We start from the raw sequence: 24,713 nt of genomic DNA on the forward strand, positions 1-24,713 counted from the left end.
ACTCTCTCTGTCACGGGGTCTGGCCGTCCGGCCATCACATTGCGGCACAACTTTAGATGGAGTGAGCGAGGTGTTCAATGCGATATGCTGGATGCTCAATGCTCAATGCTCAATGCTCAATGCTACGCGTTGCATGCTCTATGCTGAACGCTCTTTGCTTGGATGCTTGGCGCTACATGCTGAACGCTGGATGCTGAATGCGATATGCTGCGTGCTTTCTGCTACATGCTGATTGCGATATGCTCGATGCTGATCGTTTTTTGCTGGATGCTTTTTGCTGGAGGCCCTGTTTTTTCAAGATAACAGCGCGATTTGCGGCCCTCAGGGCAGTTTCGCCAAAAAACACGCCCCTGCACCCTCAGCACGGCGCTGCGGCGCGGCAACGGGCCATTTCGCACGCGTCGTGTTGAGCAAAAGCCGCGCGGCATCGCCGCCTCCGTCTCGGCCAGAACCATAACACCGCAGCACAACGGACAGTTGAATCTCGTATTGACGCGATTCCAGCATCTGCCTACCCGAGAGGGGGAAGACAGAGGTGTTATGTAGCAGGAAATGGATATTGACTACACACAACACAAACGCGCGTGACAAGGCGATGGGCAAGCCCCGCCTGACCCCGGCACAGCGCCAGGCGATTGCGCTGGCGCGGGGGCAAGGGATCTCGACCAAAGCGCTGGCCGTGCGCTATGGCGTGTCGGTTCAGACCATCCGCAACACTGCGCGCGGGGTGCAGATGGCGCGTGCTCAGGCCCGGTCCGAGACGGCGACCGTGACCGCGCGGGTGCCGGTTGCGGATATCCGGGCCTTTGATGCGCTGATCGCGCGGCTTGGCGGAAATGAGCGCTCAAAGGTGCTACGCGCCTTCATTCGCCATCCTGCCGGATATCTCGGGGCCGATGCGGAGCTGGCCGAGGGCATCCGGGAGCTGCGCCGCGAATTGTCGGCCATCGGATCAAACCTCAACCAGATTGCGCGGCGGCTGAATGACCCGCGGCTGTTGCCAGAGGCGCGCAAGCTGGGCCGTCGCGAGGTCGAGGTGCTGCGCGCAACGCATGCTGCTGTAACCCAGTCGCGCGATCATCTGGCCGTGCTGATCGGGGCCAAGGCGCGCGGGCGCGATGCGGCGTTCCGGGCAATCGTGGGCGATGCGATGGCAGGGGATGCGACCCCGGAGGCTTCGCATGTCGGCTAGGCCAGATGCCGTGACTGCGGCCATGGGCACGCTGTTCGACGAGGGCTGGACACGGGGCCCGGGCGGGCGGGGCGATGAGCCTGCGCCAAAGTCATTCGGACGCCGCGGGGGCGGCACCCGCAGCTATCAGCATATGGCGCGGGCGGCGGCGGGCAACCGGGCGGTGGTCGTGAAGCTGGTGCGCGGGGGCGGGTGCCATGACAGCCGCCAGCTTGGCAATCAGTTTGAGTATCTGACCGGCAAGGCAGACCGGGTGTTTGACTCCATGGGCACCTATGAGCAGCGCGGGCCGCTTTCCGGGGATGAGGCGCGCGAGGCGGCCCTGCGCTGGAGCGAGGGCTGGGCGGGGATGACCTCTGCGGGCCAGACCGCGCATCTGATCCTGTCTTTCCCCCAGGACACTGACAGTCGCGATGTGCAGGCGATCACCGCGCGATTTTGCGAGCGGTTCTTTGAGGGGCAGTTCGACTATATCGCCGCCACCCATAGCGACCGCGCGCATCCACATGCGCATATCGTCGTCAACCGACGCGGCGAGGATGGCCGGCTCTTCACCCTGCGCCAGGGCACCGAGCACAGCTACGAGACCTACAAGGACGCCCTGGTCGAACTGGGTCAGGCGCATGGCGTGGCACTTGAGGCCACCAGCCGGTTGCAGCGCGGCATTTTGCATCGCGCCCCCACAGATGCTGACTATCGCCGGGGCCGGACGGCTGATCGCCCGCGCATGGGGGCTGATCTGGACTATGCACGCACCCAGATCGCGCGCCATGCCGAGAGTTATTCGGCGCTTGCTGCCCATGCGCGCGGGATCGAGGCCATCGATCATGCCCGTTTCACCCGTGGCGAGATCGCGTCTTACACGCGCCTCTCAGATCTCGCCCAAAACCTTCAGCGCGCAGCCGCCGATCTCGGCGCCGGGCGCAGCCTTCAATCCCAAAATTACGGAGCCATCCCGATGTTACAACAAGAGCGGTTCACTCAGGCCCTGCAGCGCCTCGATACGGTCGTGGCTGAGGCCGAGGACCGGATTGCGGCAGCCGCGCCGGGCGAACGCCCACGAGAAGAGGCGCGCCTCAGCGATGCACTTTCAAAACTGGACGCCCTACTGCCTGCAGAGGCGCGCGATCAGGAGTTGGCTGGCGCGCCCAGCGAGGAGGGCATTTATGCGAAGCAGAACGCGGCTATCGCCATGGAACATGTCGCGCGCGTGGGCGAAGGGCGGATCCGGGGGGCGGCGGAGGGCAGCGGGATCAGCGGGGATGCGATCATGGCCCGGCTGCGCGAGGGCGCGCCGAATTCCGCGCTGGAGCAACAATGGCTGCTGGATGACCTGCGCAGCGTGGCGGCGCATCACGGGTTCGATCTCTCAAAACAGGGGGATCTGGACCGCGCGCTGGAAGAGGTGGACCGTGTGCATGACCGGATCGGCGAGGATGTCGGCCTCGATCTGACGCCTGCGCAGCGCGAGGCCATTGAGGATAAGACCTCCCGCAATATTCAGGATGCCATCGCGGATATGAGGCGCGAGGGCTTTGACAGGGCATCGATCTCGTCGCGGTCCTTTGACATCGAAGATCAGGCCCGCGTTGAGGCAAAGGCCGAGGTGCTGGGGGTGGTCCCGCAGGTGGAAAGCGCGCAGCAAGGGGAACGAGCAGCGCAAGCGGATAAGTCTGCGCAGGACAATAAGGTCGTACAAAGCGAAGAAACCGGCACCGCGCGCGCGGGTGATGTCACGGACGCAAAGCGCGACCTTGACCCGCTGGACACCCCTGCAAGCTATTACGACCGCTTTGTCGTGACCAAGCAGGGCGACCGCCAAGAATTCTACCGCCATTACGATGATGCCCGTGCCGCCATCGTTGATACTGGCGATACGCTGAGCACCAAGGCGGCCGACAAGGCGACAGCGCTCGACATGGTCAATCTCGCGGCCCATCGTGGCTGGGCATCCATGAAAGTGACTGGTCCAGAGGATTTCCGGCGCGAAATGTGGATCGAGGGGGCAGCCAAGGGCATCAAGGTCGCGGGCTACACGCCCAATGCGCGCGATGCTGAAGAGGCGACACGTCGCAGTGACATGGAGCGCCCGCGCAGCCTGCAGCGCACCGACGGGCCTGTCACTGCGACGGTCGACCAGGGGCGCGACGCAACGCGTGACCTTCCCCGCGATGCTGCGGGCACCACCACCGCCAGCACTTCGGGCGACAGGATTGATTACAGCCAGGGGGTGCGCGGGACCATCCTTGCGCAGGGCACGCGCCCCTATCTCGACCGCCCCGGTGCGGCCGAGTCGCCCTATGTGCGTTTGCAGCTCGAGAATGGTCGCAGCCATGATGTCTGGGGTGTGGGGGTTGCCAAGGCGCTTGCCGATCAGGGGGTGAAGACGGGCGACACCGTCACCCTGTCCTCAACCCGCTCTGAGCCGGTCACCATTACGACGCGTGACCCCGTGACCAATGCCATGAGCGAGAAACAGGGCAGTCGGCGCGCCTGGGAGGCGCAGGATATCCAGCGCGGCACAGGAACCGCGACTGGAACCACGACGGGCACTACCGCTGGCACTGGCACCGCCGCTGCGACTGCCGCCGCCGCCGGCGTGCTGATCGCCGCGAAATCCGATCTGGCCAGGCTGCCCGCGCCAACCGATGCCGAGCGCGCCGAGGCCTATCGCGCAGCCGTAGAGGAACGCCTGACCCCCGACGAGATCGCGCGCCTGAAGCAGGGCGATATCTCCGGGCTTGAGGGGGTCGGCTCGCGCGAAGACCAGCTGTCTGTTGCCCGCGAATATCTCAAGGCCGAGGGGAACTCGCAGCCTGCGCTCAAACAAGTGACCGAGGACTGGTTCAATGAGCGTGCGGCCAATGCGGCGCAAGACCGGGGGATCGGCCATGATTAAGACACGCGTTCTGGCAGGCCTTGGCCTCTTTGCCGCGCTTGGGCTTTCGCTCGCCTATATTCTGGCCACAGGCTATCTGGCGCTCAAACTCACCGGCAGTGCCGCCACCCTCGATTGGGGCCTCCTGGTGCAGAACTGGCAAGCGATCCGGCTCCACCATCCCGATATCTGGCAGGTGGTCTGGCTGATCTTCCTCTTTGCCACGCTGGGCACGCTGCTGCTGGGGTCCTTTGTCGTCCATGAGGGTCTGACCCGCTTTGGCGAGACCCATTGGCAAACAAGGCCCGAATTGAAGCGCAACGGCTTTTTCGCAAAGCCCGGGCGCGGGTTCCTGCTGGGCAAGATGGGCAAGCCCAAATCCAGCGCGAAGTTTCTCTGCTCCACCACCTTCCCGCATTGTCTGGTTGTCGCCCCCACAGGGCGCGGCAAGGGCACGGGCTTTGTGATCCCAAACCTTTTGTGCTTTGTCGGCTCCGCCGTGGTGCTCGATGTGAAGGGCGAGAATTTCGACAAGACCTCGCGCAAGCGCCGCGCGCGTGGTGACAAGGTCTGGCGCTTTGCCCCGGTCGATTGGGACCGCCCCACGCATCGCTACAACCCCCTGCAGCGCATCGCGGCGCTCCCCAATCCCGACCAGCGGCAGATGGAGTTGCGCAAGACGGCCAATCTGTTCCTGCAGGCCGATGGCGAGAATGCCAAGGGCCTGCTCGAGGGCGGCATCGATCTCTTTGTCGCCTGCGGGATCCTCGCGATGGAATGCAACCTGCCCACCATTGGCGAAATCTACCGCCTGGCCTCTTCGGGGGGCGACAAGAACAAGCAATATGCAGGCTATGCCGAGGAAGTCCGCAGCCCCTCTGCGCGGCTTATTTTTGAGCGCATGGCCTCGACCAATGACCGCACCCTGACCTCCTATCTCTCGCTTCTGATGACCTCCGGGCTGAGTGCGTGGGACAACCCGACCATTGACCGCGCGACCGCTGTGTCGGATTTCGATTTCTCAACCTTCCGGCGCAAGCCGCAGACCGTCTATCTGGTGGTCTCGCCCGACAATATCCGGCCCTTGGCGCCGCTGATCCGGCTCTTCTTCTCCGACCTGATCGCCAGCTTGCAGGACCACGAGCCGGGCGAGGACGAGCCCTGGCCCGTGATGATCATGCTCGATGAATTCGACCGGCTGGGCAAGATGCCGATCGTGGCCGAAAGCATCAAGACCCTGCGGTCTTACGGCGGCCATCTGGCGATCATCACCCAGACCATCCCGGCGCTCGACGAGATCTATGGAGAAAACACCCGCCTCTCGCTGCAGGGTGGGGCCGGGGTCAAGCTCTACATGACCCCCTCCGAGAAGCGCACGGTCACCGAGGTGAGCGAAGGCGTGGGCATGACCACCAAGCGTGTGGTGTCGAAATCGCGCGCCATGGGGCGGGGCATGTTCGACACCAATCTCAGCGAGCGCACCGAAGAACGGCCATTGCTTACCGAAGACGAGGCCGCGCGGCTCGATCTTGATGACATCATCCTCGTGATCGATGGCCAGCACCCCGCCCGCGCCAAGCGGATCAAATACTATGAGGACGCGAAGCTCCGGCATCTGTTTGAAGGGCAGACAGGCGACTACCCATTGCCGCTCGGGGGCAAGCTGAATGCACAGGACGCGGCCGAGATCGATGATAGGATGGTCGCCATCGTGCAGCGGCAGACCGAAGGCATGATTGCTGCACAGCGGGTGGGGGCGGGCGCTGTGGCCGCACCCCCGCCCGCCACAGCACCCACCCCAAGGCCACGCCGCGTGAGCGGGCTGTTGATGGCGGCAAAGATCATCGACATCTCCGGCTTCGATCCTGCCAAGGCACCAAAGCCGATTTTTGAGCGTGCCAAGACCGCCACACCGCTCCTGAAACGGCGCAGCGGGCGCAGCAGTCAGATCCTGAGCAAAGCAAAGCTCATCTCGCCAACCCCCGAGAACTGCGCTGCAGTTGAACGTATCGCCGATATTCTGGGGGGTGACGCCGGGAGTGCCGCTGCATGAGAAGCCTTCTGAGCGGCCCACCACAACGCGTCAGCGGTGCGGTGGGCCGCGAAGCGGGCATCTGATCTACACGACATTCAGTCTATATTTCGCACGGAGTCATCCGTTGCAATTCGTCGGGATGGGGCGGCTTTTTCTGAATTGCTGTTTGGGGGGATCACGGTGGCCACATCAAGACGTCTATCGTCAGTGTTCAGGTGTCGTCATCCGGGTCGCGCACGATCACTACCGGCTCATCATGTATTTGGGATTCGTCCATGAATGTGACGCGCATCCCCCATCCTGCGAACGGCCGGATCAATTGCAGGAACGCCTCTGCATCCAGCTCCTTGTCGTCGAAATAAAAGACAAGATTGCCGTCTTCGGTATCTGACACCTCACATTTAAGGACGTGGCCACGTGCTGACCATTGTTGAAAATCCTCCAGCCATTCAATTTGCGGCCGTCCTTTCGGGATTTCAATTGGACGATTCGCCGGGTCGGCAATGCTCGCCTCTTGTGCGGCAACGATATCATTGTACACGTCAAGGATTTCGTGATCCGTTAGAGTATTGATCTCGGGGCCCAGCGTCAGATTCACTGTCCCATAGGCAGGATCTGCGAACTCGATGATCGCAACCTCCCCGTCTCGCGAAATGTGCACCTGATCGATCGAGGATTGTGGTGGACGTCGAAAGCGCAAGATGGGTCTCCAATTGAATGAGAGGTTATGTGGTCACGACTTTGGCGCAATGGTGTTCCATGTTCGCGCAGGTGGCTCCGACATCCGCATTCATAAGGTCAGCCTTGCACGAACATCCTCAAAATCAGGGTCTTCGGCATATAGACGCTCGAATTCGCGCCGTGCCTGCGCCTTGCGGCCAACCTGATCATAAAGCACCGCCCGGTCATAGCGAATCTGATGCAACAAGCCCTCAGGCCGGTCCTTCCGGCGACGGTTGGCAAGTGTGAACACGTCGATCGCAGCATCGGGGATTCCCAGCGCCGCAAGTGCGCGGCCGCGATAAAGCAGGATCGCCGTATCGACGGGTGTTTCGTTTTCGACATGCACAGTGGCGCGGACCACGCGGTCCATCAACGCGCGGTCATCCGTGGTGTCGAGCGCCAGCTCTGCGAAGGACAGCAGCACCACCGGATCAGTCGCATCAATCTCCATCAGCCGCGCGATATGCCCCATCGCGTCGGCATGGCGGCCCTCAAGCTGTGCGATTTCCACCAGCGCCAGCCGAGTGCCGCGTTCACGCGGGAAGACATGGGCGAAGATGTCGGATGTGATCGGAAGGCTGGCCTGTGCAGCAATCTCGTATTTGGCAAACAGCGTGCCCAGATTCCCCAGACGGGCCAACGCGTGTTCGAAATGCGCCCTGGCGCGGTCGAGTTCCTCGCGCCGCAGGCGGATCATCCCGGCCATCCAGGCGGCATCGGGCAGATCGCCTGCCTCCTCCAGCGCCGTCAGCGCGGCATCCTGATTACCGTCATTCAGCGCGCGGATACCGTCGATGAACCGCTTTTCCTCGGCCGGGGTCATCAGGCGCTGGAAGAACCCTAGCTTCAGCCGGTCGCGCTGCGGCACAGATGGCGCAGGCGCCACCCCACCGCGCCCGGCGCGCTTTCGGTCATGGACCGTATAGAACAGCCCGGTTCCGGGCAGGCCCGCTGTCGCGCGATTGCCGCGCGGGCTGATGGTGTATTTCGCACCACGTGGCCCGAAGGACAGCGACGCGTTCGATTTCGACAGGTTGAGTGTGACACCGGGGGCCAGACGAACGCGCCGCCAGAAACGAAAAGCCAATTACACCCCCCCTGATCGCTGGACGAGTTTCGCCTGAGTGGGGTCGTAGACGAAACCGGCAATGGTACCGTCCTTGATTTTCTCGACAGCATCGCTGATCGCAAAGAGTGGCACCAAAAACCATTCCTTTGGGGCCACAGGCCGCCCGAAGCGATCCATAATCTCGATATCGAGCCGTGCTGGTTCAAAGATGCGATGGATCAGGTTTTCGAGGCGGGTGGGGTTGATGTTGTACAGCTCATAGGTGGCGACAATCTCGACATTGGCCATCAGGAATGTCGGCTGCAGCTGTGCGCCCGCGATGCGCTTTTCGACGCTCATATTGGTCACACCAATCTTATGTACCAGATCGCGGTTCTCGGCCACCCGTGGGTGATCGGATTTGCTGCGCAGCACATAGATGATGCCGCTGGCCTCATCCCCATCTATCGTCTGATCTGAGAACAGGGGTCCGGCATGCGGTTCTGATATGCGCCGCCCTGCGTCGCCATCTGCGTTCAGGGCCCGCTGCAGCGATCGCATCAGCATATTACTTTCGGTGCCGTTGTCGAAAATCACCCTCAGCCGCGCATCCGTGCGCCCCTGATCCGTGAGCTTCATTTCCCCCATTTCGGCGACATAGGCTTTCTGCCCACCCACGATGAAGAAGCGGCCGGGCTCGATTTCCGATTTCAGCTCGAATTTCCGTGCCTCGCGCAAGCCGGTGTCCAGCTCCTTCTGCACCTGCTCGAACAGAGGCTTGAAACGCGCGAAATCCTCGCAGCGGTCGCGGTTGGCTATTTCTTCCGCCGCCTTTTTCTCCGCAGTCGATCGAACATGCTTCAGTTCTGTGATCGCTGGCGCTTCAACCTCGATCCCGAGCGCGCCGAGCAGCGCGTCGTCATCCATCTCTTCCGTATCACTGGACTGCGCGAGTGGCGTGCCATTCAGCATTCCCTGATGATCCATAGGCTCAATCAGGTCGCGGCATTCCTGTAACTCGGCAATCCGGTCAAGGCGGACTGCATACAGGCGCTCGAAGATATCGCGATCCTCGCCATGCTGCGGGCGGCGGCCGTGCTCATCGACAAAACGCTGAATTTCTTCAAAGCCTGCGATGATCCGCTCTTCACGCGGGGTGCGGGAGACTTGCTTTTTCGTCTCGACCTCGACGCCCAGTTCGGCCAGTAGGGCGTCATCTTCATCTGTGAAGCCGTTAGCCATTGGCGGCCTCCTGTTTCATGCGGATAAGGTAGGCCACCCCTTCGGCCATTTTCTTCTCCCATGGGTCCGCCGATGTGATCGACGGCAATCGTCCCCGTTCCTGCTTGAATGCCGCTGCACGTTTGGCCAGCGCGCGCGCCTCCTCAGGTGTCAGCTGCACTTTCTTCGCAGTAATCACCGCAGCAACTTGCCTCAGGCTTTCCTCGCTCATGGTCTTGGCGAGAATCGCATAGGCTTCCCCAAATGGGTTGATCCGGTCGATCAGATCAATATCCAGCTCGCGCACATCCATGGCGAATTTGCGCACCCCGTCGATCAGCGCCGTGTTGGCCGATACTTCGCCATCATCACCGCCTGCCAGCGCAATTTCCTTGGCCTTCTGGGTCAGGTTCAGCGCGGCCACTGCATGCTGGCGCACGGCCTCCTGATCCTCGGTATCCAGTTCGGGAAACCGCGCGGCGACAATCTTGCCCATGCGCACTTGGGTCAGTTCTTCGGGGACCAGTTCTTCATCAAACAGCCCGCGCTCAATCGTGGTCTTGTCCTGCACGAAGGCCGTGATTACCTCGTTCAGATCTTCCTGGCAGATGCGCCTGGCCTCTTTGCTCTTGGGCGCGACCAGCCCCTTGATCTCGATCTGGAACTGGCCACTTGCCTCATTGAATCCGACGTTTTCCTTTGCGGGGTCATACCCCCCTTCACCATAGTCAAACCCCTCGACCGGCCCCGATTGCGGGCTTTTGGGCGTGAAGTTGAAACGCGGGGCCAGCACCTGCTCCATCAGCAGGCTCGCGGCGATCGCTTTCAGCGTATCGTTCACCGCCTCGGTCACGGCCTCGGCCGCGGCGTCAGGCTCGGCGATCAGGTTGGTGAATCGCGCCCGCGCCTTGCCCTCAGCGTCGCGGGTGGCGCGGCCGATGATCTGCACGATCTCGGTCAGGCTTGCGCGATAGCCGACCGTCAGGGCGTGTTCGCACCAGATCCAGTCGAACCCTTCCTTCGCCATCCCCAGGGCAATGATGATGTCGACATGGTCGCGGTTGTTCTTCTGCGCGGGGTCCTTCAGCGCGGCGGAAACCTTGTCCCGCTTGGCCGGTTCATCATCCACCAGATCGGCGATGCGCAGCACGCGTCCCTCCGGCGTCTTGACAAGCTGAAACCCAGTGGCGGGATCGGTTCCCTGCCAGTCGCCCAGAGCATCGATGATATGCTCGACCTCGCGGTGCTTGTCCTTCGTGCTTTCGCGCGAGTTCACATTCGGGATGTGCAGGATGGTCTTCTCGTTCGGATCCAGCACGTTGAGGATATCATCCGCATAGGACCCCGAATAGAAGAAATACCCGATATCGAGCGTCTTGAGGTATTTGTAGCCGTTAAGCTGCTCGTAATAGGTATAGGTAACCGTGTCGAACCGCGCCTCGTCCTCGGGCGACAGGACTGCCTCGGCATCGCCGCGGAAATACGATCCGGTCATCGCCACCAGATGCACCTTGTCGCGGGCGACCAGCGCGCCCAGATGCGTTCCCAGCCTGTTGTCGGGGTTGGCTGATACATGGTGGAATTCATCCACCGCAATCAGCCGGTCGTCGAAGGCTTCGATCCCGAACTTGTCGACGGCGAAGCGGAAGGTCGCATGGGTGCAGACCAGCACCTTGTCGTCGCTCGCAAGGAACTTACCGACCGCGCCAACCTTGCCATCATCCCCGCCCGGCGCGTTGCACAGATTCCATTGCGGCTTCACCTCCCAATCGGCCCAGAAGCCATACTTGCTCAGCGGCTCGTCGTTGAAGCTGGACCCGATGGACTTCTCCGGCACCACGACGATGGCCTGACGCAGGCCCTGATTGTGCAGCTTGTCGAGCGCGATGAACATCAGCGCGCGGCTTTTGCCCGAGGCCGGGGGCGATTTGATCAGCAGGTATTGCTCGCCCCGCTTTTCATAGGCGCGTTCCTGCATCGCACGCATGCCGAGTTCGTTCGACTTGGTCGAGCTGCCATTGGCGGCGTATTTGACGGAGACGGAGGGAACACCTTTGGTCATATTGCGTTCTTTCTGTTGAGTGCGGGATCCTTCGCTTTGGGCCAGGAAATCAAAACCCGATCAAGTAGCCATACAGCACCCTGCCTGTCGCAACAGTATGATTTATATGTATTTTCCAATTTATGCCCTCCAGCCCACATACGCACAATCAAAACCCGATCAAATGTTGTCCCTATCACGCCCACGACGGGACATAGCCAGCACGAGGGCGTTCAGCATCCGCAGGACGGATCAGACCAGAATCCAGCGTTGCGCGAATAACCCGTGACGCCTGTGCAGCGTTCTGGTCGTCGATGCCAAGCCGCTCCCGAAGTGTCGCGTTCGTCATCTTCTGACCGCCTACGTATTTGAGCGCGGCATGTTGGTAACACGCTCGCACGGCTTCTTCCGGTGTCATGTCCGCAAATCGGCGTGGTGCAAACAGAACCACGCGCACGGCGTCTCCCTCCATGCGGAAATCCGGTGGTGGCAACTGGTGTAGCTCAACTGCCGAGATCACCTTGTCGATGCCGGTGCCTTGTTCTTCGCAAAGCTTCATCCGCCGCATCAATGACGCAAGGGCTTCATTTCGGGAACGCGGCGGCGAGTCCAAAAACCGGTCGGGGCTGACCAAGGGGGCGCCCGGGTTCGTGATCTCCATTCGATCACTGAACAACTCGATGAGTGGTCCCGCACCGGTGATTGTCATGTCTTGGTGGATCAATGCGTTGGCGATCAATTCGCGGATCGCTATCGACGGGTAAAGTGGTCGCTCCTCGCGGAATGCTTTTCCGATCAGTTCGTTGCGAGGCAGAAGGCCGTCGATGTAATCCACCAGCCCTTGAAATCCCGCTGCATAGCCGCGCTGGCCATCCTGGCGGTGGTTCACAGCATCAGCTCGTCCGGTGCCAGCATAAGCTACGAACCGGACGCCTTTGCGTTCTACAGATGGACCGAAATCGGCAAGCTTTTTAGCATACAGGATCGCACCTAGATTGGTGATATTCCACCTGTCGCCTACATCCTTCTGAATAAGGCGATCGGCCAACAACTTATCGAAAATCCCTTTTCGGTTATCCGGCAAGGGCTGGGCGGTGAGATCGAAATAGTTGGCGTAGTTCAAACACGTCAAAACCTCGTCACCGGTCAAAAACTGCGCCGCCACCCCAGTCTCCCAAGCGTAAGGCTGCAACTTTGCCCAAAGCGCGCGCAGGCGTTCCGGATGATCAGAAAGGCGCGGCGTTGCGCTGCCGATGCGCAAATAGGCTGTGCGGTCGAATTCTACCGGGGCGGTTGCGGCGGCGGGAATGGTCAGCAGGATCAGGCGCCCCGCAACGTGATCGACTTCTTCGAAACGGAACTCGATGCTTGGTGACAGGTGGTTCGCAATCCACAACTCGAGCGGCTGCCCCTTCTCCTTCTTCACTGTCGGCTCAAAAACCGTGCCGACAACCGCATGATCACCGTCTCTCACCCCCCAGACCACATAGGCGAAGTGCTGATCGGCCAGCCGTGCAGCGTTGGACAAGGCCGAGATCAACTTGCCGATCAATGGTCCGTCGGCATTGTTTTCCTTGAACTCGATCCAGGTGGTTTCCGCTGGCTTGGCGCGCAGATCGTCCACCAGCTTGCGGGTGCGTTCCGCACTCATGACTGGGTCAAGCGTCATGGTGTGTGCACTTTCTGACCCATCACGACCGACCGCCCCTTCTCACTGGCGCGATCCTGCATCGCCCGCATGCCCACGTCGTTCGATTTGGTCGAACTGCCATTGGCGGCGTATTTCACGGAGAGGGAGGGAATACTGTTGATACTTGTCATCGACGTTCCCCTGCCACGCTTGCAAGTGCCGCTTTCAAAACTTGAAAGCAGACCTTGGCAGTGTGCTCATCCGGAGCGAAACCAGAGACCATTTGCTCATATGGATGAATGTAATTTCTAAAATCGCGCAGACCGTGACTGAATTTTTTCACATCAGGCTTCAGAATGCCAATTTCGCAAGAAACATCAATGAACTGTGCGAGACTCCACTCATGAAACTTCCGAACGCCACCGTCTTTACCTTTCGGACTGGACCCAGCTTTGTTGAAGCGGCCCGGCTCCTTCTGTGCTGCTCCCAGCAAAACCGCCTCCAACACGCTGCCACACAGAAAAATTACGGATAAGTATGCACCTGCCCCCATCGCGGTTCGCGCTTCATCGAGGCGGCCTTGAATAATTGGTACCGCCTGAGCCTCCACGGGTAAATTTTGTACATTAGGGATAGTGAATTCTTGGTGTAAAAAATCGTCAAGTGTTTGCCTGGGGCTTTTCTCAGTTAACTTTCCCAAGAGGCGTTCTGTAATAGCGCGCCCTTTCTCCAAAACAGGCTTGTTGATTTCACGACCATTAAGTTCGCCATCAGCCTCGTAAGAGTCCATCATTTCAGACAAAACTCTACCAACGAGGCTATCTGCCTCCTGCTCCCAGAACGCTCGCATCTTTTTGGCCTTGGAAGTACCGTAAGTATGATACTTCATCCCATGAATATTTATGCCATGGCGCTTGAAAAATTCTCCATAGCTTGCATCCGAGTAATCAAGTACGTAGCCGCCGCCCATATCTAGCAGCTTCTCCAAGTAGCGCTTTTCGATGTCTGTAAGGGTGCTCATACCGCCACCTTCGTGGTCATCCTCGTGTACATCTCGAACAGTTTTTCCAGCCGTTCGGTGTCGTTGCGGAAGCGGCGGCCGATGTAGATGCGTTCCAGCACCTCGTCGTTGTGGTCATGCGCGGCGCGGAGGCCCTCGGGCATTTTTTCGGGGTCGTAGAGGTCGGCGATGGTGGCGGGGAAATGCGCCTCGCGGGCCAGAAGGATGCCTTCCGCCGCCGCTGTCAGGTCGGCGCGGTTCTTTTCAGTTAATTTGGGGACGGGGAAGGTGTTCCAGCCGAGGGTGTTGGAGTAGCTGAAGTCGGTCCGCATCCGCACGCAGACCGTGCCGATCCAGACCCAATGCAGGCGCGAGGCGATCAGCGCCATGTTCCAAAGTGGGGCGTCGTAGAGGGCAAAGTTCCGGTCGCCAATGATAAAATCGCTTGTGAGATAATCCACTGGTAGAAAATCACGATTTTCGGATGAAACGCGCGGGACAACAATTGCGTTTTGTTCAGAGCGACCAGCAATCTGGACGAAGCGATAGGGTTTGTTGGAAAATTCCTTCGTTGATTGCGCAGGCGACTCTAATCGATTTGCTGCGACTTTATTCAGGCGATCCGCGATGAACGCATTGCGTTGTGCGATTTCAACCTCGTCAGCTTCGATCCACAGGCAGTAACGCTGTTTGCCGTTTATTAGCTCTTCGGAACCCACAAAGTGACGAACCATGTGCGCAATGCTGGTGTCCTTTCGGAGTTCAAAGGCTTCTTCTGAACTTAGGAAAAGGTGGCCGCCATCACGAGGCATATTGCCGAACAACATTTTGGCTTGTTGCCCAAGAGGTTCGTTAGATTTAACAATTGCCGCCAGTTGGTTAGGAACCAAATAAGGTCCAATGCCCACACATTCGCGCACTGTTTCTCCGTCATAGAGTAACTTTGGGCCTGTCGACGACTGCGCAAGCCCAACGATAATCACTGTCACCCCTGCATTGTGGCTAGCCAAATTGCTCCACTTGAAGGGAACATGGGCAAAACGGATTTCGGTGCCTCGCTTGAAGGCGACCGGCCATATTTCAGACGCCTGTTGACCTTGGCAAATACTGTTTGTGGTCACGAAAGCCGCCACAGCGTTGGGAACCGCTTGGACATAATCCAAATACTTAGCGATCCAGCCCGCTACAAAATCTGTGGTCTTTGCCAGCTTGGAGTGCTTGGCCCATGCCACCACCATGTCCTCTTTTTGCTCCGGCGATTGCCACTTGCTTCCACGGTAAGGCGGGTTCCCGCAGATATAGGTCTCACCCCCCTCGTTCGCGAAGTCGATCTGCGCCTGATCCAGCGGCGACATGAACAGGTCATCAGCCTGAAACTTCACCCCCGTCCCCGTGGGCGGGCAGATGGACAGCCAGTCCAGCCGCAGGGCGTTGCCGCAGGTGATCCAGTTCTGCGCGTCCAGCGGCAGGAATTCTGCGAGGGCTTCTTTCTGGCCGCGATAGGTCACGTCGCACTGGTATTCCGCGATGATCAGCGCCAGCCGCGCGATCTCGGCCGAGAAATCCCGCAACTCGATCCCGCGATAGTTGGTCAGGGGAATGTCGCTGCGGCGCAGCGGCTCGCCCCGCCGCTTGTTGATCTCATACTCCAGCGCGCGCATTTCCTTGTAGGCGATGACAAGGAAGTTGCCCGACCCGCAGGCGGGATCGAAGACGCGGATCTTGGCCATGCGCGCGCGCAGATTGGCCAGCTTGCGCGCGTTGTCGCCCGCCGCCTCCAGCTCGGCGCGCAGATCATCAAGGAAGAGCGGGTTCAGCACCTTCAGGATGTTCGGCACCGAGGTGTAGTGCATGCCGAGGACCGAGCGTTCCTCTTCATCCGCGACGGCCTGGATCATGGAGCCAAAAATGTCGGGGTTGATCTGCGTCCAGTCGAGGCTGCCGATATGGGACAGGTAGCGCTGCGCGATCTTGGAAAAGCGCGGGACCTCGGTGCTGCCCGAGAACAGCCCGCCGTTCACATAGGGAAAGGCATCTGCCCAGCGGGGCAGCCTGGCCTCGGCCCGTTTGGGGATGGCCGTGTTCATGGCCCTGAAGATTTCGCCAATCACTTCGTGCGTGTTCGACCCGTCACGGTTGGTCATCTGGTCGATGGTGGCGGTGAACAGGTTGTCGCTGACGCAGATGTCAGTGTCTTCGGCGAAGAAGCAGAAGATCAGCCGCGCCATGAAGTGGTTCATGTCTTGGCGTTTGTCGGCGCTGCCCCAGTCAGGGTTGCCCTTGATCAGCTCGACGTAAAGCCGGTTGAGGCGGCTGGTCGCGCGGATGTCAAAGGCGCTTTCGCGGATCTGCTTGACGGTGGAGATACCGGCGAGCGGCAGGAAGAAGCCGAAATGGTTGGGGAAATCGGTGTAGCGGCAGGCGATGGTCTCGCCGGTGATGATATCCTCGGCCTCAAGGTCAGTACCATCGGTGGCGAGGATGAACTTCGCCTTGGCGCGGGTGGTGGCGGGGCTGTCGCGCAGCGCAGTGAGGGTTGCCGCGATGTCGCCCGGCGCACAGGTTTTCAGGTGGATGTTGCTGGTCTGCAGGACGCCGCCAATGTCGGACTTGTTGGACGCTCCATCGCGCAGGCGCTTTATGGTGGTGTCCTTGTTGCCGAAGGCCAGAAGAAAGGCATAGGGGAACTCGGCCGCGTTAAACGGCTGCTCGGCAAGTTCTGAAACGGCTTGTTCGATTTCAACAGCGTTCAAGGTTCTACCCCGTTGTCTTTTCCTCTTGCGCCGTCGGGTCCACGCGCAGCCACATAAGCGCGCATGAACTCTCGCAGCACCTGAGCTGCGGGTTTGTCTTCCGCCTGGCACGCCTTGAGAAACTGCTCTCGCAGGTCTCGATCAATACGTATGCGGAGGCCAGCATCTTTCATCGGCTGTTAGCGTATCCAATGGATACACATTTGTGTAGCATAATCTGTGTTTGGTATGATGATGATCGGCGAAGATCGTGTTGAACGGTTGGACATGCTCTCGTTTATTGAGGCACTGACCGAGGATGATGGCGATGTGGCCACCTCATTTGACCGCCACCGCTGCCCAGGGCGCTTGACCGTAAAACCCGCGCGCTACGATCCAGCACTGTCTTGCAAAACCAGCCCCCGCACCATTTCCGCCACCATGTCGCGATCAAATTTCGCGGGCAGTTCGACGAGTTCAATCCCTGCCTCTCGCAGTGCCTGCCGCTTGACGGTATCGCTTTTCTCGGCACGTGCGCGGCTGTCGCGGCTGTTCCCGAAATGGCCTTTGCCCTGATACTCGATCACCAGGGCGATATTCAGATCAGCGTCCAGCAACACGAAATCCGCGCGTTTTGAGTTGATGCTCATGTAGCGCTTATAGCTCTTATTGCGCAGGAACGCCCCGTAGGCGACCTGGCACGTCACGCACCAGCCGGCAGGCAGTTCCGCGCGCAGCATCTTGAAGAGCCGCAATTCCGTCTGGTTCATGAGGGGGCGGCGTTCAAACGGGGGCGCGAAGACGCCCTTGCGGGAAATGAACGCCGCGAGGATCACGACAAGGGCAACCGCGAATGCGATCAGCACAAATGTGCCGGGTGTCAATTCCATGTTCATCTCCCTGTCAAACGTGCCGAGCGCGCCATGCGGGTTGCCGCGGCCGACGCGGTCCCTGGACTGCCCCCCGGCCCCCGCGTTGCCCCACCCGCGCCGGGGCCTGCGGGCTGCACTGGCCCGGGCCGGCCCATAAGTCCAGCCATGCGGGCGGCGGAGAGGGTGCCGAGGGCGGCCATGGGTCCGCTCATTGCAGATGTCAGCTGAATATTTCCGGTGATTTGGCGCATGATCACGGGGATCAGGAATATCGCGAAAAAAGCCATGATGATCATGGCAAAGAAGGGGATGGCCTGACCGAGGGTCGCGAGATCGCCGGAATTCACATTGCTGGCCATCTGGTCGCTCATCGAGATGATGACCGAGAAGACGGCAGCAATCACGATCGGGTAGAAGGCATAGCTGATGATCCCGGTGAGCCAGTTCTGGAAATAGTCTTTCGTGGCGTTCAGGAGGGACATGGTGATCATGATCGGTGCGATGCTGACATAGAAGGTGATCATCAGCTTGGCGAAAACGATCATCAGGCCAGCCGCCGCGCCCATGGCGGCAAGGATGATGAAGGCGATTGTCGTGAAAAACGCCCCGCCGACCCAATTCATTGCGCTGCCGATGTTGTTTGCGGTGTCGATCAAGTCAGAAATGATTGCATCAAATTGCTGCGCGAAATGGCCGGCAGACCCATCGCCGAGCCCGCCCGCCGCGCCGACGATCACGCCGGCAAGGTGTTCCGAGCCACCGACAATGGCATTGGTCACGGAATTGAACTCGGCCCAGTTGCGGGCAAAGATCCCGACAAGAGCAAGTTTGACCCCCAGCATGACGGCCGTGCGCAGATCGATGGATTTGACCTGCAGCATCGCATTGAGCGCGACAAACACCACGGCCAGCGTTGCCATCGCCATGCCGATCGTGCCGACAGCGCCGAGCAAGGCCCCGAAAGCCGTCTCACCTGCAGTGGCGAGATAGCCTTCGACCGAACCGACAATCCAGGAGACAATGCCCATGCTCAGCGGCTTTGTTCACGGCAAATGGCACGAGCACGCGCAACGCGCTGATGATGCATGGAACGATATGACATCTGCACATCAAACATTTGCTGCTTGTCCATCCCGGCGTAGCTCTCATTGAACTCTGCAATGACATCTGCCCAATCGGGATAACGCAGGGCGCAGGCGCAATCCTCATTCTCGACGACCGCCTTGGACCACCGCAGATTGTAGATCGCATGTACCATCGCCCGTTCATTCGTCGTCGCGGGGTTCATCTCGACCAGCCAGTCGGGGCGTCCGGGGACGATGCAGCCATTGACCTCGCGGTCAGGCTCCGACGCGGTGTAGAGCTGCGGGACTGTCAGATCGAGGGCATTGCCCTGCGCGGGCGGCAGGGTGTTCGGGTCGAGATCATTCAAATCAGGCGCGGTCTGCGCGAGAACGGGCATCGCGACAAAGAGCGCAAGGCCGAGGAGGGCGTGTTTCATATCCGGGGGTCCTGTTCATCGGGAAGAGCGGGGAAATAGAATTGGGTGATGCCGCGCGCGCCGTCCTTGCGCCCGGCCTGGACGATCACATCGATCGAATTGGCGATATAGGCGCACATATTGTCATAGGTCAGCGGCAGGTTGGATTTGAGCGCTGCAATGGCGAGGCGCGAGATCGCAAGCTGCGGGGTCTCGGCATGGAGCGTAGTGATCGATCCGCCATGGCCAGTGTTGATGGCTTCCAGAAACGTCATGGCCTCGGCCCCGCGCACCTCTCCCACGATCAGCCGGTCAGGGCGCATGCGCAGCGCGGATGTGAGCAGCGCATCGGTGGAGCGTAGGGGGTTGTCCCGATCAGAGAGAAGCGTGACGGTGTTGGGCTGGGTGGGGATCAGCTCCGCCGCTTCCTCGATGGTGATGATGCGCTCATGTTCCGGCACGAAGGAAATCAGCTTGCGCGCCAGCACGGTCTTGCCGGTCGAGGTGCCGCCCGCAACGATGAGGTTCAGCTTGTGGGCAATGCAAAAGTGCGCAGCCGCATCGAGATCGCCACTCGCAACCAACCCCTTCAGCTCGCGCCCCAAAGCCGCGCGCCGGTCGCCCAGCGAGATTTCCTTGCCATGCAGAAACTTCAGCGCAATCGCCTCGAGCGGAATGCTGGAGAAAAACCGCATCGAGATGGAATGGCCGTGATCGACGACGGGCGGGGCCACGACCTGATAGCGCACGGCGCGCCCCTCATAGAGGACCGAGCCCGAAATCACCGGCCGGCTGCGCCCCAGCGTGCTGTTGCCGGTCGAGGCGATGTTGCTGGCCAGATCCCCCATTTCGGTCTGCGACAGGGTTTGCGCGCTCAGGCGCATGGCGCTGTCGCCTTGCAGCTCGACCCAGACGCGGCCATCGGGATTGACACACAGCTCGACCAGCCCTCGGTCCTTCACGATGGGCCCCAGCCGCTCCATTTCCTGCGCGAAATAGCTGTTATGCCCGTGGCCCGCCTGGGCGTCCATCAGACCATCCATCAGAATATCTCCAGATCGCGGTCGACCATGACTGTGACCCGCGCACCTTGATTGATGGTAATCACCGGTGGCAGGCTGAGCGCGTCACTGACGAGGTTGCCTGTTGCATCGCGCAAATCGCTCGACACGCGGGTGGCTCCGTCCCGAACCGTTTCATTGTCGATATCGCGTGACGCGAGCGCCGGGCCTGACGAGAGAAGCGAGATCAGCGCTGCAGCCCCGAAGCGTTCACCAAAGCGCTTGTTGACGCGTCCAGAGAGACCCGCCCGTCCAATTGCATCGCCGCCATAGGCCGCAATCGCCACACTTTGATTGTCGGGCAGGATGATGCGCTCCCAAGCAACCATCGCGCGGTATTGCCCTGTTTCGATATTGGCCGAGTAGCGCCCGATCAGACGGCTGCCGCGCGGGATCAGGATGCGCATGCCATCATAGGAATGCACATCCTGCGTGACGACTGCGCGAATGGGCCCCGGAAGGCTGGAATCGATCGCGGTCTCCAGCGAAGCCTGAATCACGCTGCCTTGCGTCACTGTATTGGCCGGATTGACGATCACGCGTGCCCGCTCGACGGGCGCGGGTCGACCGACATTGCGCACAAAGGCTTCGTTGTCATCGAGACGGCTTGCCTCTTGCGCGCTCTCGCCCTCGCCAGAGCCGCCGCGCCCACCAATGGCGAGCATGGGCGAATTGAGGCGCGCAAGGCGGGCTTCCTCGGCGGCCGCGCGGCGCCGCTCCAACGCTTCGCGTTCCAAATCGCGGGTATCGCCTGCGATCTGGTCGGGCGGCTGCGAAAGTCGTGCCATTTGCAATTCGCTCTCAAGGCGGGTGATCTGGCGGTTGCGTTCCGCGAGTTCCCGATCGAGCCTGCGCGCAGCCTCTTGCGCCTCGCGTCCGGCCTGATCGGCTGCGGCCTGCATGTCCCGGATCTGGGCCTGCAAATCCGAGAGTTCACTGGCGCGCCCGTCATCTGCCGGGGCAGGCGCATCGCGCAACGCAACCAGCTCCGCCTGCATTGCAGAGAGTTGCTCCAGAAGGGCTGTCATCTCGCTCGGCGTTTCGGGCACCGGCTCTGCAACGCGCTCTGGTGAAGGCGGCGGGTCACGCCGCACATCCATATCGCCAAAGGCCGAGCCGCCGGTCTGGAAATCCTGTGCGCTTTGTGTGGCCAAGCGCGGGCTGGTCTCAGGGCCGCTCAGGGCAAAATAGACGCCCGTGCCGACCACCGCTGCCGCGCCCAGAATGCCGAAGATCAGCAACGACGAATTGGATCTTGCCGCTTTAGGTGCTGCAAAATCTTCCTCGAGCGCCTTGAGACGGGTGGACAGATCGGTGGGGTCGCTCATCGCGCCTCTCCAAGATTGGCAATGGCCGTCTCGATCTCACCCAACCGCAAAACCCAATAGGGGCTGGTTCCGCTCACGCGGACCGTGCCATCGCGCTGGAGAGTGGAATTGGCGATGCGCTCCATCCCGTCGGAGATCGCGAAGATCGTGGGCAGCTCGCGGGTGGTCTCAAAGCGAAAATAGGTGAAGGTCCCGTCATCCCAGACCTCGATGGGTGTTATTGCCGTCATGTCGTTCCCGCCATAGCGGGTGTTGATGACGCGGTGCGCGGGCACGCGCGCGCCGCGCTCACGGGTCTGATCCGCAGGCACTGTGAAGCGCACCGAATAAAAGGCCGTGTTCCGGGAAGCCGAGGCCACGAAATAATAGGTCCGCCGGTTGGTGAAGACAGTGATATTGGTGCGCGCGCCTGAGCGTTTGGGCTTTATAACAAAGGCCTGTCCTCCAGGGACCGCGTCGAAATCAAAGCTCTGTGTGTCGCCTGCCACGACCGAGACGATTTCCTCGCCGCGCGGCAGTTCCACTGTGGTGACGCGCTCGAGCATCAGGACGAGATTATAGACTTGGCCCTGGACATAGATGGCATCGCGCACGCGGGCATCATGTGGGCCGGCGCGCGGGGTGATCTCAGCGGCCAGCGGGCCCGAGAGGAGCAAAAGGCCAAGGGCTATGGTGGCCGCGCGTTTCATCGGCGCGCGCGCCGGAGCGCCCAATGTCTGGGGTGCAAATCTCATATCAAAATCCTCATTCGAACCGGTCAGAGGTGATGGCGTATTCGCGGACTTTGAAGCCGAAAGGGTTGGCCCAGACATCGGCGATCTCGCGGACCTCCGCGGGCTCGAACTCATAGGCCAATGTCACGGTGAAATTGCCGATCTGATCGCCTTCCTTGGAGCGCAGGCGTTTGCGCAACCGGATCTGGGCGCGGTTTCCCGGGAGAGGGGCGATCGAGATGATCTCGACATCCATGCGGGCAGACCCATAGCGCTCGGGCGGGTAGTTCGGGTTTGCACTGCTCCACAGGCTGCGCATGGTGTTGGCCGCATCCCCCGTAGACCGGCTCATCACCGAGCGCACGCGCTGATCATTGTCGAGCTGGTTGAAGGTCTCCCGGTCGCGCACATACGCAAAGACCATGGCGTCAGCGACGGCTTGCTCTTCATCCAGCGATATCGCGCGTACCTCGGCCCAAGGCACGGCCGCCCCGGTCGATGTGTCGAACGGCACGAGCTGAGGCGTGGGCATCTCATGCTTCATCGCGACAACCATCATGCCGAGCCCCATCACTATGCCAAAGCCTGTGGCGCTCAGTGCGATGATCTGCCAGAGCCGTTCGCGGCGCAGCGCCCCGAAGACCAGCTCTTCGGTAACTGTCTCGCCAATATCCGGGATGGCTTGGGGTTTGCGTCTGAACCCTCTCATGGCTGCACCTGTAGGGGTTGCATGGTCAGGTCAGAGAACGCCTGTTCTTCGGCCTGTTGAGCCGCGGTCGAGACGCCAGCCACACCATCGGCCATGGTCTGTGCGGCCTGCAGCTCCAGCATTTGCAACAGGATGATTCCGATCTCTGCCGTCACCAGCGTATTGTGATCGACGGATTCCTTGATCCCGTCGGTCGTGCCGATCTCGTTCACCATGATTTCGATGCGCCGGACGCTCGTGTTCGAGCGTTCATGCGCGCTTTGTGCTGCCGCACTGGAAACCACCGCCGCGGAGGCCTGCTGGCCCAGTCTTCGTGCACCTGGCAGCTCGGATTGCGACATTTGCTGAACCGTCGCCGATGAAAGGCCCGTGCTGGTCAGAACCTGTTCCACGGACTGGGCCATATTCCCACATCCGCCCGAGAGCGCGCCCATGAGATCGCCTTGCGAGAGGCTGCTGACCACGCCCGTGAGGCTTTCGAAATCCTGCTGCAGCAGGCAGTCAAGATCGCCGCCCATCAGAATCGACATTGGATTCTGACTGGTCAGGATGCCATGGATCTCTTGCAGCTCGGAAAGTTGATCCCCGAGCAACGCGACCTGTTCCAGAAGCGTGTCGAGCTGGTCGGTCTGAATACCGAGATCGTCGAGCATATGCTGAAGCTGCTGGATCTGATTGGTCAGATTTTGTGCGTCAAACGTCGGCACGCCCTGGGCAAGGCCGGGCGTGGGCACCACTGCCATGAACGGTGCTATCGCAAAGCCGAGTGCCAGATTTGCGGCAAGGCAGCTTGTTTTTAACCGCCCGGTCATGCTGGGTCTTGGGCGTGCCGTGGATAAAGGTGAATGGGCTGAGCGCATCTCAGAACTCCTCAAGGGTCAAATCGGCAAAGCGTTGTTCATCGGCCATCTGGGCGATGACCATGAGTTGTGCGGCGCTCAGGGGTTTGGCGCGTGCGGATTGCAAGCGCATCGAGAACACCAGAAGCCGCCCGATCTCGGCGCGCGCATAGGTGTTGAGTGCCTGCGCCTCGGCCCAGTCTGCCCCTTCACCGACTTGGCCGACGATCGCGGCCAGCCGTTCTGCCGCGCGCCGGATATTGGCGTGACCGAGTTCTGCATAGCCGATGGCGGCCATGCCGCGCAGGCCCAGCTCGGCATTGGCCATATGCGCGGCGGAAATCGTGCCAAGCGCGTCTTCGCCGCCAATGAGGCGCAGATATTCGTTGTATTTGTGCGGGATCACCTGGACGTAATTCTGCGTCTCGGCAAAGGGCGGCACACCCCCATATTGCTGCACGCGCCCCAGCCCTGCATTATAGGCGGCCAGCGCCAGGATGATGTCGCCGCCAAGCTGGTCGAGGCGACCGGCCAGGTAACGCCCGCCGCCTTGCACCTGCAAGAGCGGATCCGTGCGATACGCGGGGTTGATGCCGAGATCACTTGCCGTGCCGGGCATGATTTGCGTCAGCCCATAAGCCCCGACAGGGCTCTCGGCGGCCGGGTTGAAGCGGCTTTCCTGCCAGATCAGCGCTTGCAAGAGCGCCCGCCATTGCACCGGCGAGAGCCCGGCGCGGGCCACACCGGGGTGGTAATAGGTGTCGCGGGCACCTTGAATGATGATTTCCTCAATAGTCTGGCGGGCATCGCCAAAAAGCTGGCGTGCCGGCAGGCTGGTCTCGGACTCCGGGTAGACATTGGCCGCCGCGGATTCTGCGGCTTGTCCGGCCTCAAGGCTCTGGATCGTGGCCCCCATGTCTTGGGGCGAGAGCGTGCCGCTTTCAATAATCTGGTCAAGCATGTCCAGCTGTTCGCGCTTGATGTCTTCGATGCTGCCACGCGCGTCGCCCTTGCTGATCTGCACAGCCTGATCCTGCAAGCGCTCGGCAAGCTGGCGGGCATGTTCGACAGCCTGTGCCGGATCAAGGATTGGCACGCCTTGTGCCTGAACGGATGGGGCCGCCCAACCGCCCAGCCCCGCGACAATCACAACCTGCGCAAAAGCTGCGCAGGATTTGGTCTGACTACCCATTGCGTGCAGCCTCGCGGGC

The 24,713-nt window shown here is 60.7% G+C and carries 20 protein-coding genes; 3 read left to right on the plus strand and 17 right to left on the minus strand.

All coding sequences use genetic code 11. The features are described 5' to 3' along the window. The first annotated feature begins 559 nt into the window (after positions 1 to 559). From mobC to AWT76_RS03245, 3 genes are read left to right on the plus strand one after another with little or no spacing between them, the layout of a single operon-like run. A complete protein-coding gene (gene mobC, locus AWT76_RS03235; RefSeq protein WP_218055468.1) occupies positions 560 to 1,192 on the plus strand; it encodes a plasmid mobilization relaxosome protein MobC in 633 nt (210 codons plus the stop codon). After that, entirely contained in the window at positions 1,182 to 4,091 is a 2,910-nt protein-coding gene (locus AWT76_RS03240) for an LPD7 domain-containing protein (RefSeq protein WP_176699321.1), read from the plus strand. Before mobC ends, AWT76_RS03240 begins: the two co-directional genes overlap by 11 nt. Further along, positions 4,084 to 6,123, plus strand: a complete 2,040-nt coding sequence (locus AWT76_RS03245; RefSeq protein ID WP_072244885.1) for a type IV secretory system conjugative DNA transfer family protein — start codon at positions 4,084 to 4,086, stop codon at positions 6,121 to 6,123. The genes AWT76_RS03240 and AWT76_RS03245 overlap by 8 nt, the downstream gene beginning before the upstream one ends. A gap of 193 nt (positions 6,124 to 6,316) precedes the next feature. Here AWT76_RS03245 and AWT76_RS03250 read toward each other — a convergent pair whose 3' ends face one another. The 17 genes from AWT76_RS03250 to AWT76_RS03325 all read right to left on the minus strand — a co-directional run bounded on the left by AWT76_RS03250 (position 6,317) and on the right by AWT76_RS03325 (position 24,694). Next, positions 6,317 to 6,805: a DUF7713 domain-containing protein gene (locus tag AWT76_RS03250; protein ID WP_141655858.1), complete on the minus strand. Its 489-nt coding sequence runs from the start codon at positions 6,803 to 6,805 to the stop codon at positions 6,317 to 6,319. Between the two features lie 90 nt (positions 6,806 to 6,895). After that, positions 6,896 to 7,915 carry a DUF4236 domain-containing protein gene (locus AWT76_RS03255; RefSeq protein ID WP_072244887.1) on the minus strand — a complete coding sequence of 340 codons (1,020 nt, stop codon included), beginning with the start codon at positions 7,913 to 7,915 and terminating at the stop codon, positions 6,896 to 6,898. Then, positions 7,916 to 9,118 carry a GIY-YIG nuclease family protein gene (locus AWT76_RS03260; RefSeq protein WP_072244888.1) on the minus strand — a complete coding sequence of 401 codons (1,203 nt, stop codon included), beginning with the start codon at positions 9,116 to 9,118 and terminating at the stop codon, positions 7,916 to 7,918. It lies immediately after the preceding gene. Continuing rightward, positions 9,111 to 11,159, minus strand: a complete 2,049-nt coding sequence (locus AWT76_RS03265; RefSeq protein WP_072244889.1) for a DEAD/DEAH box helicase — start codon at positions 11,157 to 11,159, stop codon at positions 9,111 to 9,113. Before AWT76_RS03265 ends, AWT76_RS03260 begins: the two co-directional genes overlap by 8 nt. Positions 11,160 to 11,334: 175 nt before the next feature. Continuing rightward, positions 11,335 to 12,807 carry an ATP-binding protein gene (locus tag AWT76_RS03270; protein WP_082700077.1) on the minus strand — a complete coding sequence of 491 codons (1,473 nt, stop codon included), beginning with the start codon at positions 12,805 to 12,807 and terminating at the stop codon, positions 11,335 to 11,337. Further along, complete coding sequence (locus tag AWT76_RS16845; protein ID WP_176699317.1) at positions 12,804 to 12,959, minus strand: hypothetical protein; 156 nt, start codon at positions 12,957 to 12,959, stop codon at positions 12,804 to 12,806. The genes AWT76_RS03270 and AWT76_RS16845 overlap by 4 nt, the downstream gene beginning before the upstream one ends. Continuing rightward, positions 12,956 to 13,789: a hypothetical protein gene (locus AWT76_RS03275; protein WP_072244890.1), complete on the minus strand. Its 834-nt coding sequence runs from the start codon at positions 13,787 to 13,789 to the stop codon at positions 12,956 to 12,958. The genes AWT76_RS16845 and AWT76_RS03275 overlap by 4 nt, the downstream gene beginning before the upstream one ends. Next, positions 13,786 to 16,521: a class I SAM-dependent DNA methyltransferase gene (locus AWT76_RS03280; protein WP_072244891.1), complete on the minus strand. Its 2,736-nt coding sequence runs from the start codon at positions 16,519 to 16,521 to the stop codon at positions 13,786 to 13,788. The genes AWT76_RS03275 and AWT76_RS03280 overlap by 4 nt, the downstream gene beginning before the upstream one ends. 368 nt (positions 16,522 to 16,889) lie before the next feature. After that, the gene (locus AWT76_RS03285; RefSeq protein WP_072244892.1) at positions 16,890 to 17,390 is read right to left on the minus strand and encodes a DUF2726 domain-containing protein; all 501 of its coding nucleotides are present in this window, start codon (positions 17,388 to 17,390) and stop codon (positions 16,890 to 16,892) included. Positions 17,391 to 17,392: 2 nt separating this feature from the next. Then, positions 17,393 to 18,400: a TrbL/VirB6 family protein gene (locus AWT76_RS03290; RefSeq protein ID WP_072244893.1), complete on the minus strand. Its 1,008-nt coding sequence runs from the start codon at positions 18,398 to 18,400 to the stop codon at positions 17,393 to 17,395. Between the two features lie 2 nt (positions 18,401 to 18,402). After that, positions 18,403 to 18,873, minus strand: coding sequence for a hypothetical protein (locus tag AWT76_RS03295; protein WP_141655859.1), 471 nt, complete (start codon positions 18,871 to 18,873; stop codon positions 18,403 to 18,405). Next, the gene (locus AWT76_RS03300) at positions 18,870 to 19,883 is read right to left on the minus strand and encodes an ATPase, T2SS/T4P/T4SS family (RefSeq protein WP_407071405.1); all 1,014 of its coding nucleotides are present in this window, start codon (positions 19,881 to 19,883) and stop codon (positions 18,870 to 18,872) included. The genes AWT76_RS03295 and AWT76_RS03300 overlap by 4 nt, the downstream gene beginning before the upstream one ends. 11 nt (positions 19,884 to 19,894) lie before the next feature. Further along, on the minus strand, positions 19,895 to 21,241 hold the full coding sequence (locus tag AWT76_RS03305; RefSeq protein WP_072244895.1) for a TraB/TrbI/VirB10 family type IV secretion system protein: 1,347 nt from the start codon (positions 21,239 to 21,241) through the stop codon (positions 19,895 to 19,897). Continuing rightward, positions 21,238 to 21,975, minus strand: coding sequence for a TrbG/VirB9 family P-type conjugative transfer protein (locus tag AWT76_RS03310; protein WP_245638760.1), 738 nt, complete (start codon positions 21,973 to 21,975; stop codon positions 21,238 to 21,240). The genes AWT76_RS03305 and AWT76_RS03310 overlap by 4 nt, the downstream gene beginning before the upstream one ends. Before the next feature lie 10 nt (positions 21,976 to 21,985). Further along, a complete protein-coding gene (locus AWT76_RS03315) occupies positions 21,986 to 22,663 on the minus strand; it encodes a VirB8 family type IV secretion system protein (RefSeq protein ID WP_072244896.1) in 678 nt (225 codons plus the stop codon). Next, positions 22,660 to 23,475 carry a type IV secretion system protein gene (locus AWT76_RS03320; protein WP_072244897.1) on the minus strand — a complete coding sequence of 272 codons (816 nt, stop codon included), beginning with the start codon at positions 23,473 to 23,475 and terminating at the stop codon, positions 22,660 to 22,662. The genes AWT76_RS03315 and AWT76_RS03320 overlap by 4 nt, the downstream gene beginning before the upstream one ends. A 49-nt stretch (positions 23,476 to 23,524) precedes the next feature. Next, positions 23,525 to 24,694 carry a lytic transglycosylase domain-containing protein gene (locus tag AWT76_RS03325; RefSeq protein ID WP_082700080.1) on the minus strand — a complete coding sequence of 390 codons (1,170 nt, stop codon included), beginning with the start codon at positions 24,692 to 24,694 and terminating at the stop codon, positions 23,525 to 23,527. Positions 24,695 to 24,713 lie beyond the last annotated feature (19 nt).

The organism is Roseibaca calidilacus, assembly GCF_001517585.1.
In the GTDB taxonomy this organism is placed as follows: Bacteria; Pseudomonadota; Alphaproteobacteria; order Rhodobacterales; family Rhodobacteraceae; genus Roseinatronobacter; species Roseinatronobacter calidilacus.

Bases quoted from the DNA above. Each gene is read 5' to 3' on its own strand.
- AWT76_RS03240 (WP_176699321.1), top strand. From the start codon at position 1,182: ATGTCGGCTAGGCCAGATGCCGTGACTGCGGCCATGGGCACGCTGTTC.
- AWT76_RS03245 (WP_072244885.1), top strand. From the start codon at position 4,084: ATGATTAAGACACGCGTTCTGGCAGGCCTTGGCCTCTTTGCCGCGCTT.
- AWT76_RS03260 (WP_072244888.1), bottom strand. From the start codon at position 9,118: ATGGCTAACGGCTTCACAGATGAAGATGACGCCCTACTGGCCGAACTG.
- AWT76_RS03265 (WP_072244889.1), bottom strand. From the start codon at position 11,159: ATGACCAAAGGTGTTCCCTCCGTCTCCGTCAAATACGCCGCCAATGGC.
- AWT76_RS03270 (WP_082700077.1), bottom strand. From the start codon at position 12,807: ATGACGCTTGACCCAGTCATGAGTGCGGAACGCACCCGCAAGCTGGTG.
- AWT76_RS16845 (WP_176699317.1), bottom strand. From the start codon at position 12,959: ATGACAAGTATCAACAGTATTCCCTCCCTCTCCGTGAAATACGCCGCC.
- AWT76_RS03275 (WP_072244890.1), bottom strand. From the start codon at position 13,789: ATGAGCACCCTTACAGACATCGAAAAGCGCTACTTGGAGAAGCTGCTA.
- AWT76_RS03285 (WP_072244892.1), bottom strand. From the start codon at position 17,390: ATGGAATTGACACCCGGCACATTTGTGCTGATCGCATTCGCGGTTGCC.
- AWT76_RS03290 (WP_072244893.1), bottom strand. From the start codon at position 18,400: ATGGGCATTGTCTCCTGGATTGTCGGTTCGGTCGAAGGCTATCTCGCC.
- AWT76_RS03295 (WP_141655859.1), bottom strand. From the start codon at position 18,873: ATGAAACACGCCCTCCTCGGCCTTGCGCTCTTTGTCGCGATGCCCGTT.
- AWT76_RS03300 (WP_407071405.1), bottom strand. From the start codon at position 19,883: ATGGACGCCCAGGCGGGCCACGGGCATAACAGCTATTTCGCGCAGGAA.
- AWT76_RS03305 (WP_072244895.1), bottom strand. From the start codon at position 21,241: ATGAGCGACCCCACCGATCTGTCCACCCGTCTCAAGGCGCTCGAGGAA.
- AWT76_RS03310 (WP_245638760.1), bottom strand. From the start codon at position 21,975: ATGAGATTTGCACCCCAGACATTGGGCGCTCCGGCGCGCGCGCCGATG.
- AWT76_RS03315 (WP_072244896.1), bottom strand. From the start codon at position 22,663: ATGAGAGGGTTCAGACGCAAACCCCAAGCCATCCCGGATATTGGCGAG.
- AWT76_RS03320 (WP_072244897.1), bottom strand. From the start codon at position 23,475: ATGACCGGGCGGTTAAAAACAAGCTGCCTTGCCGCAAATCTGGCACTC.
- AWT76_RS03325 (WP_082700080.1), bottom strand. From the start codon at position 24,694: ATGGGTAGTCAGACCAAATCCTGCGCAGCTTTTGCGCAGGTTGTGATT.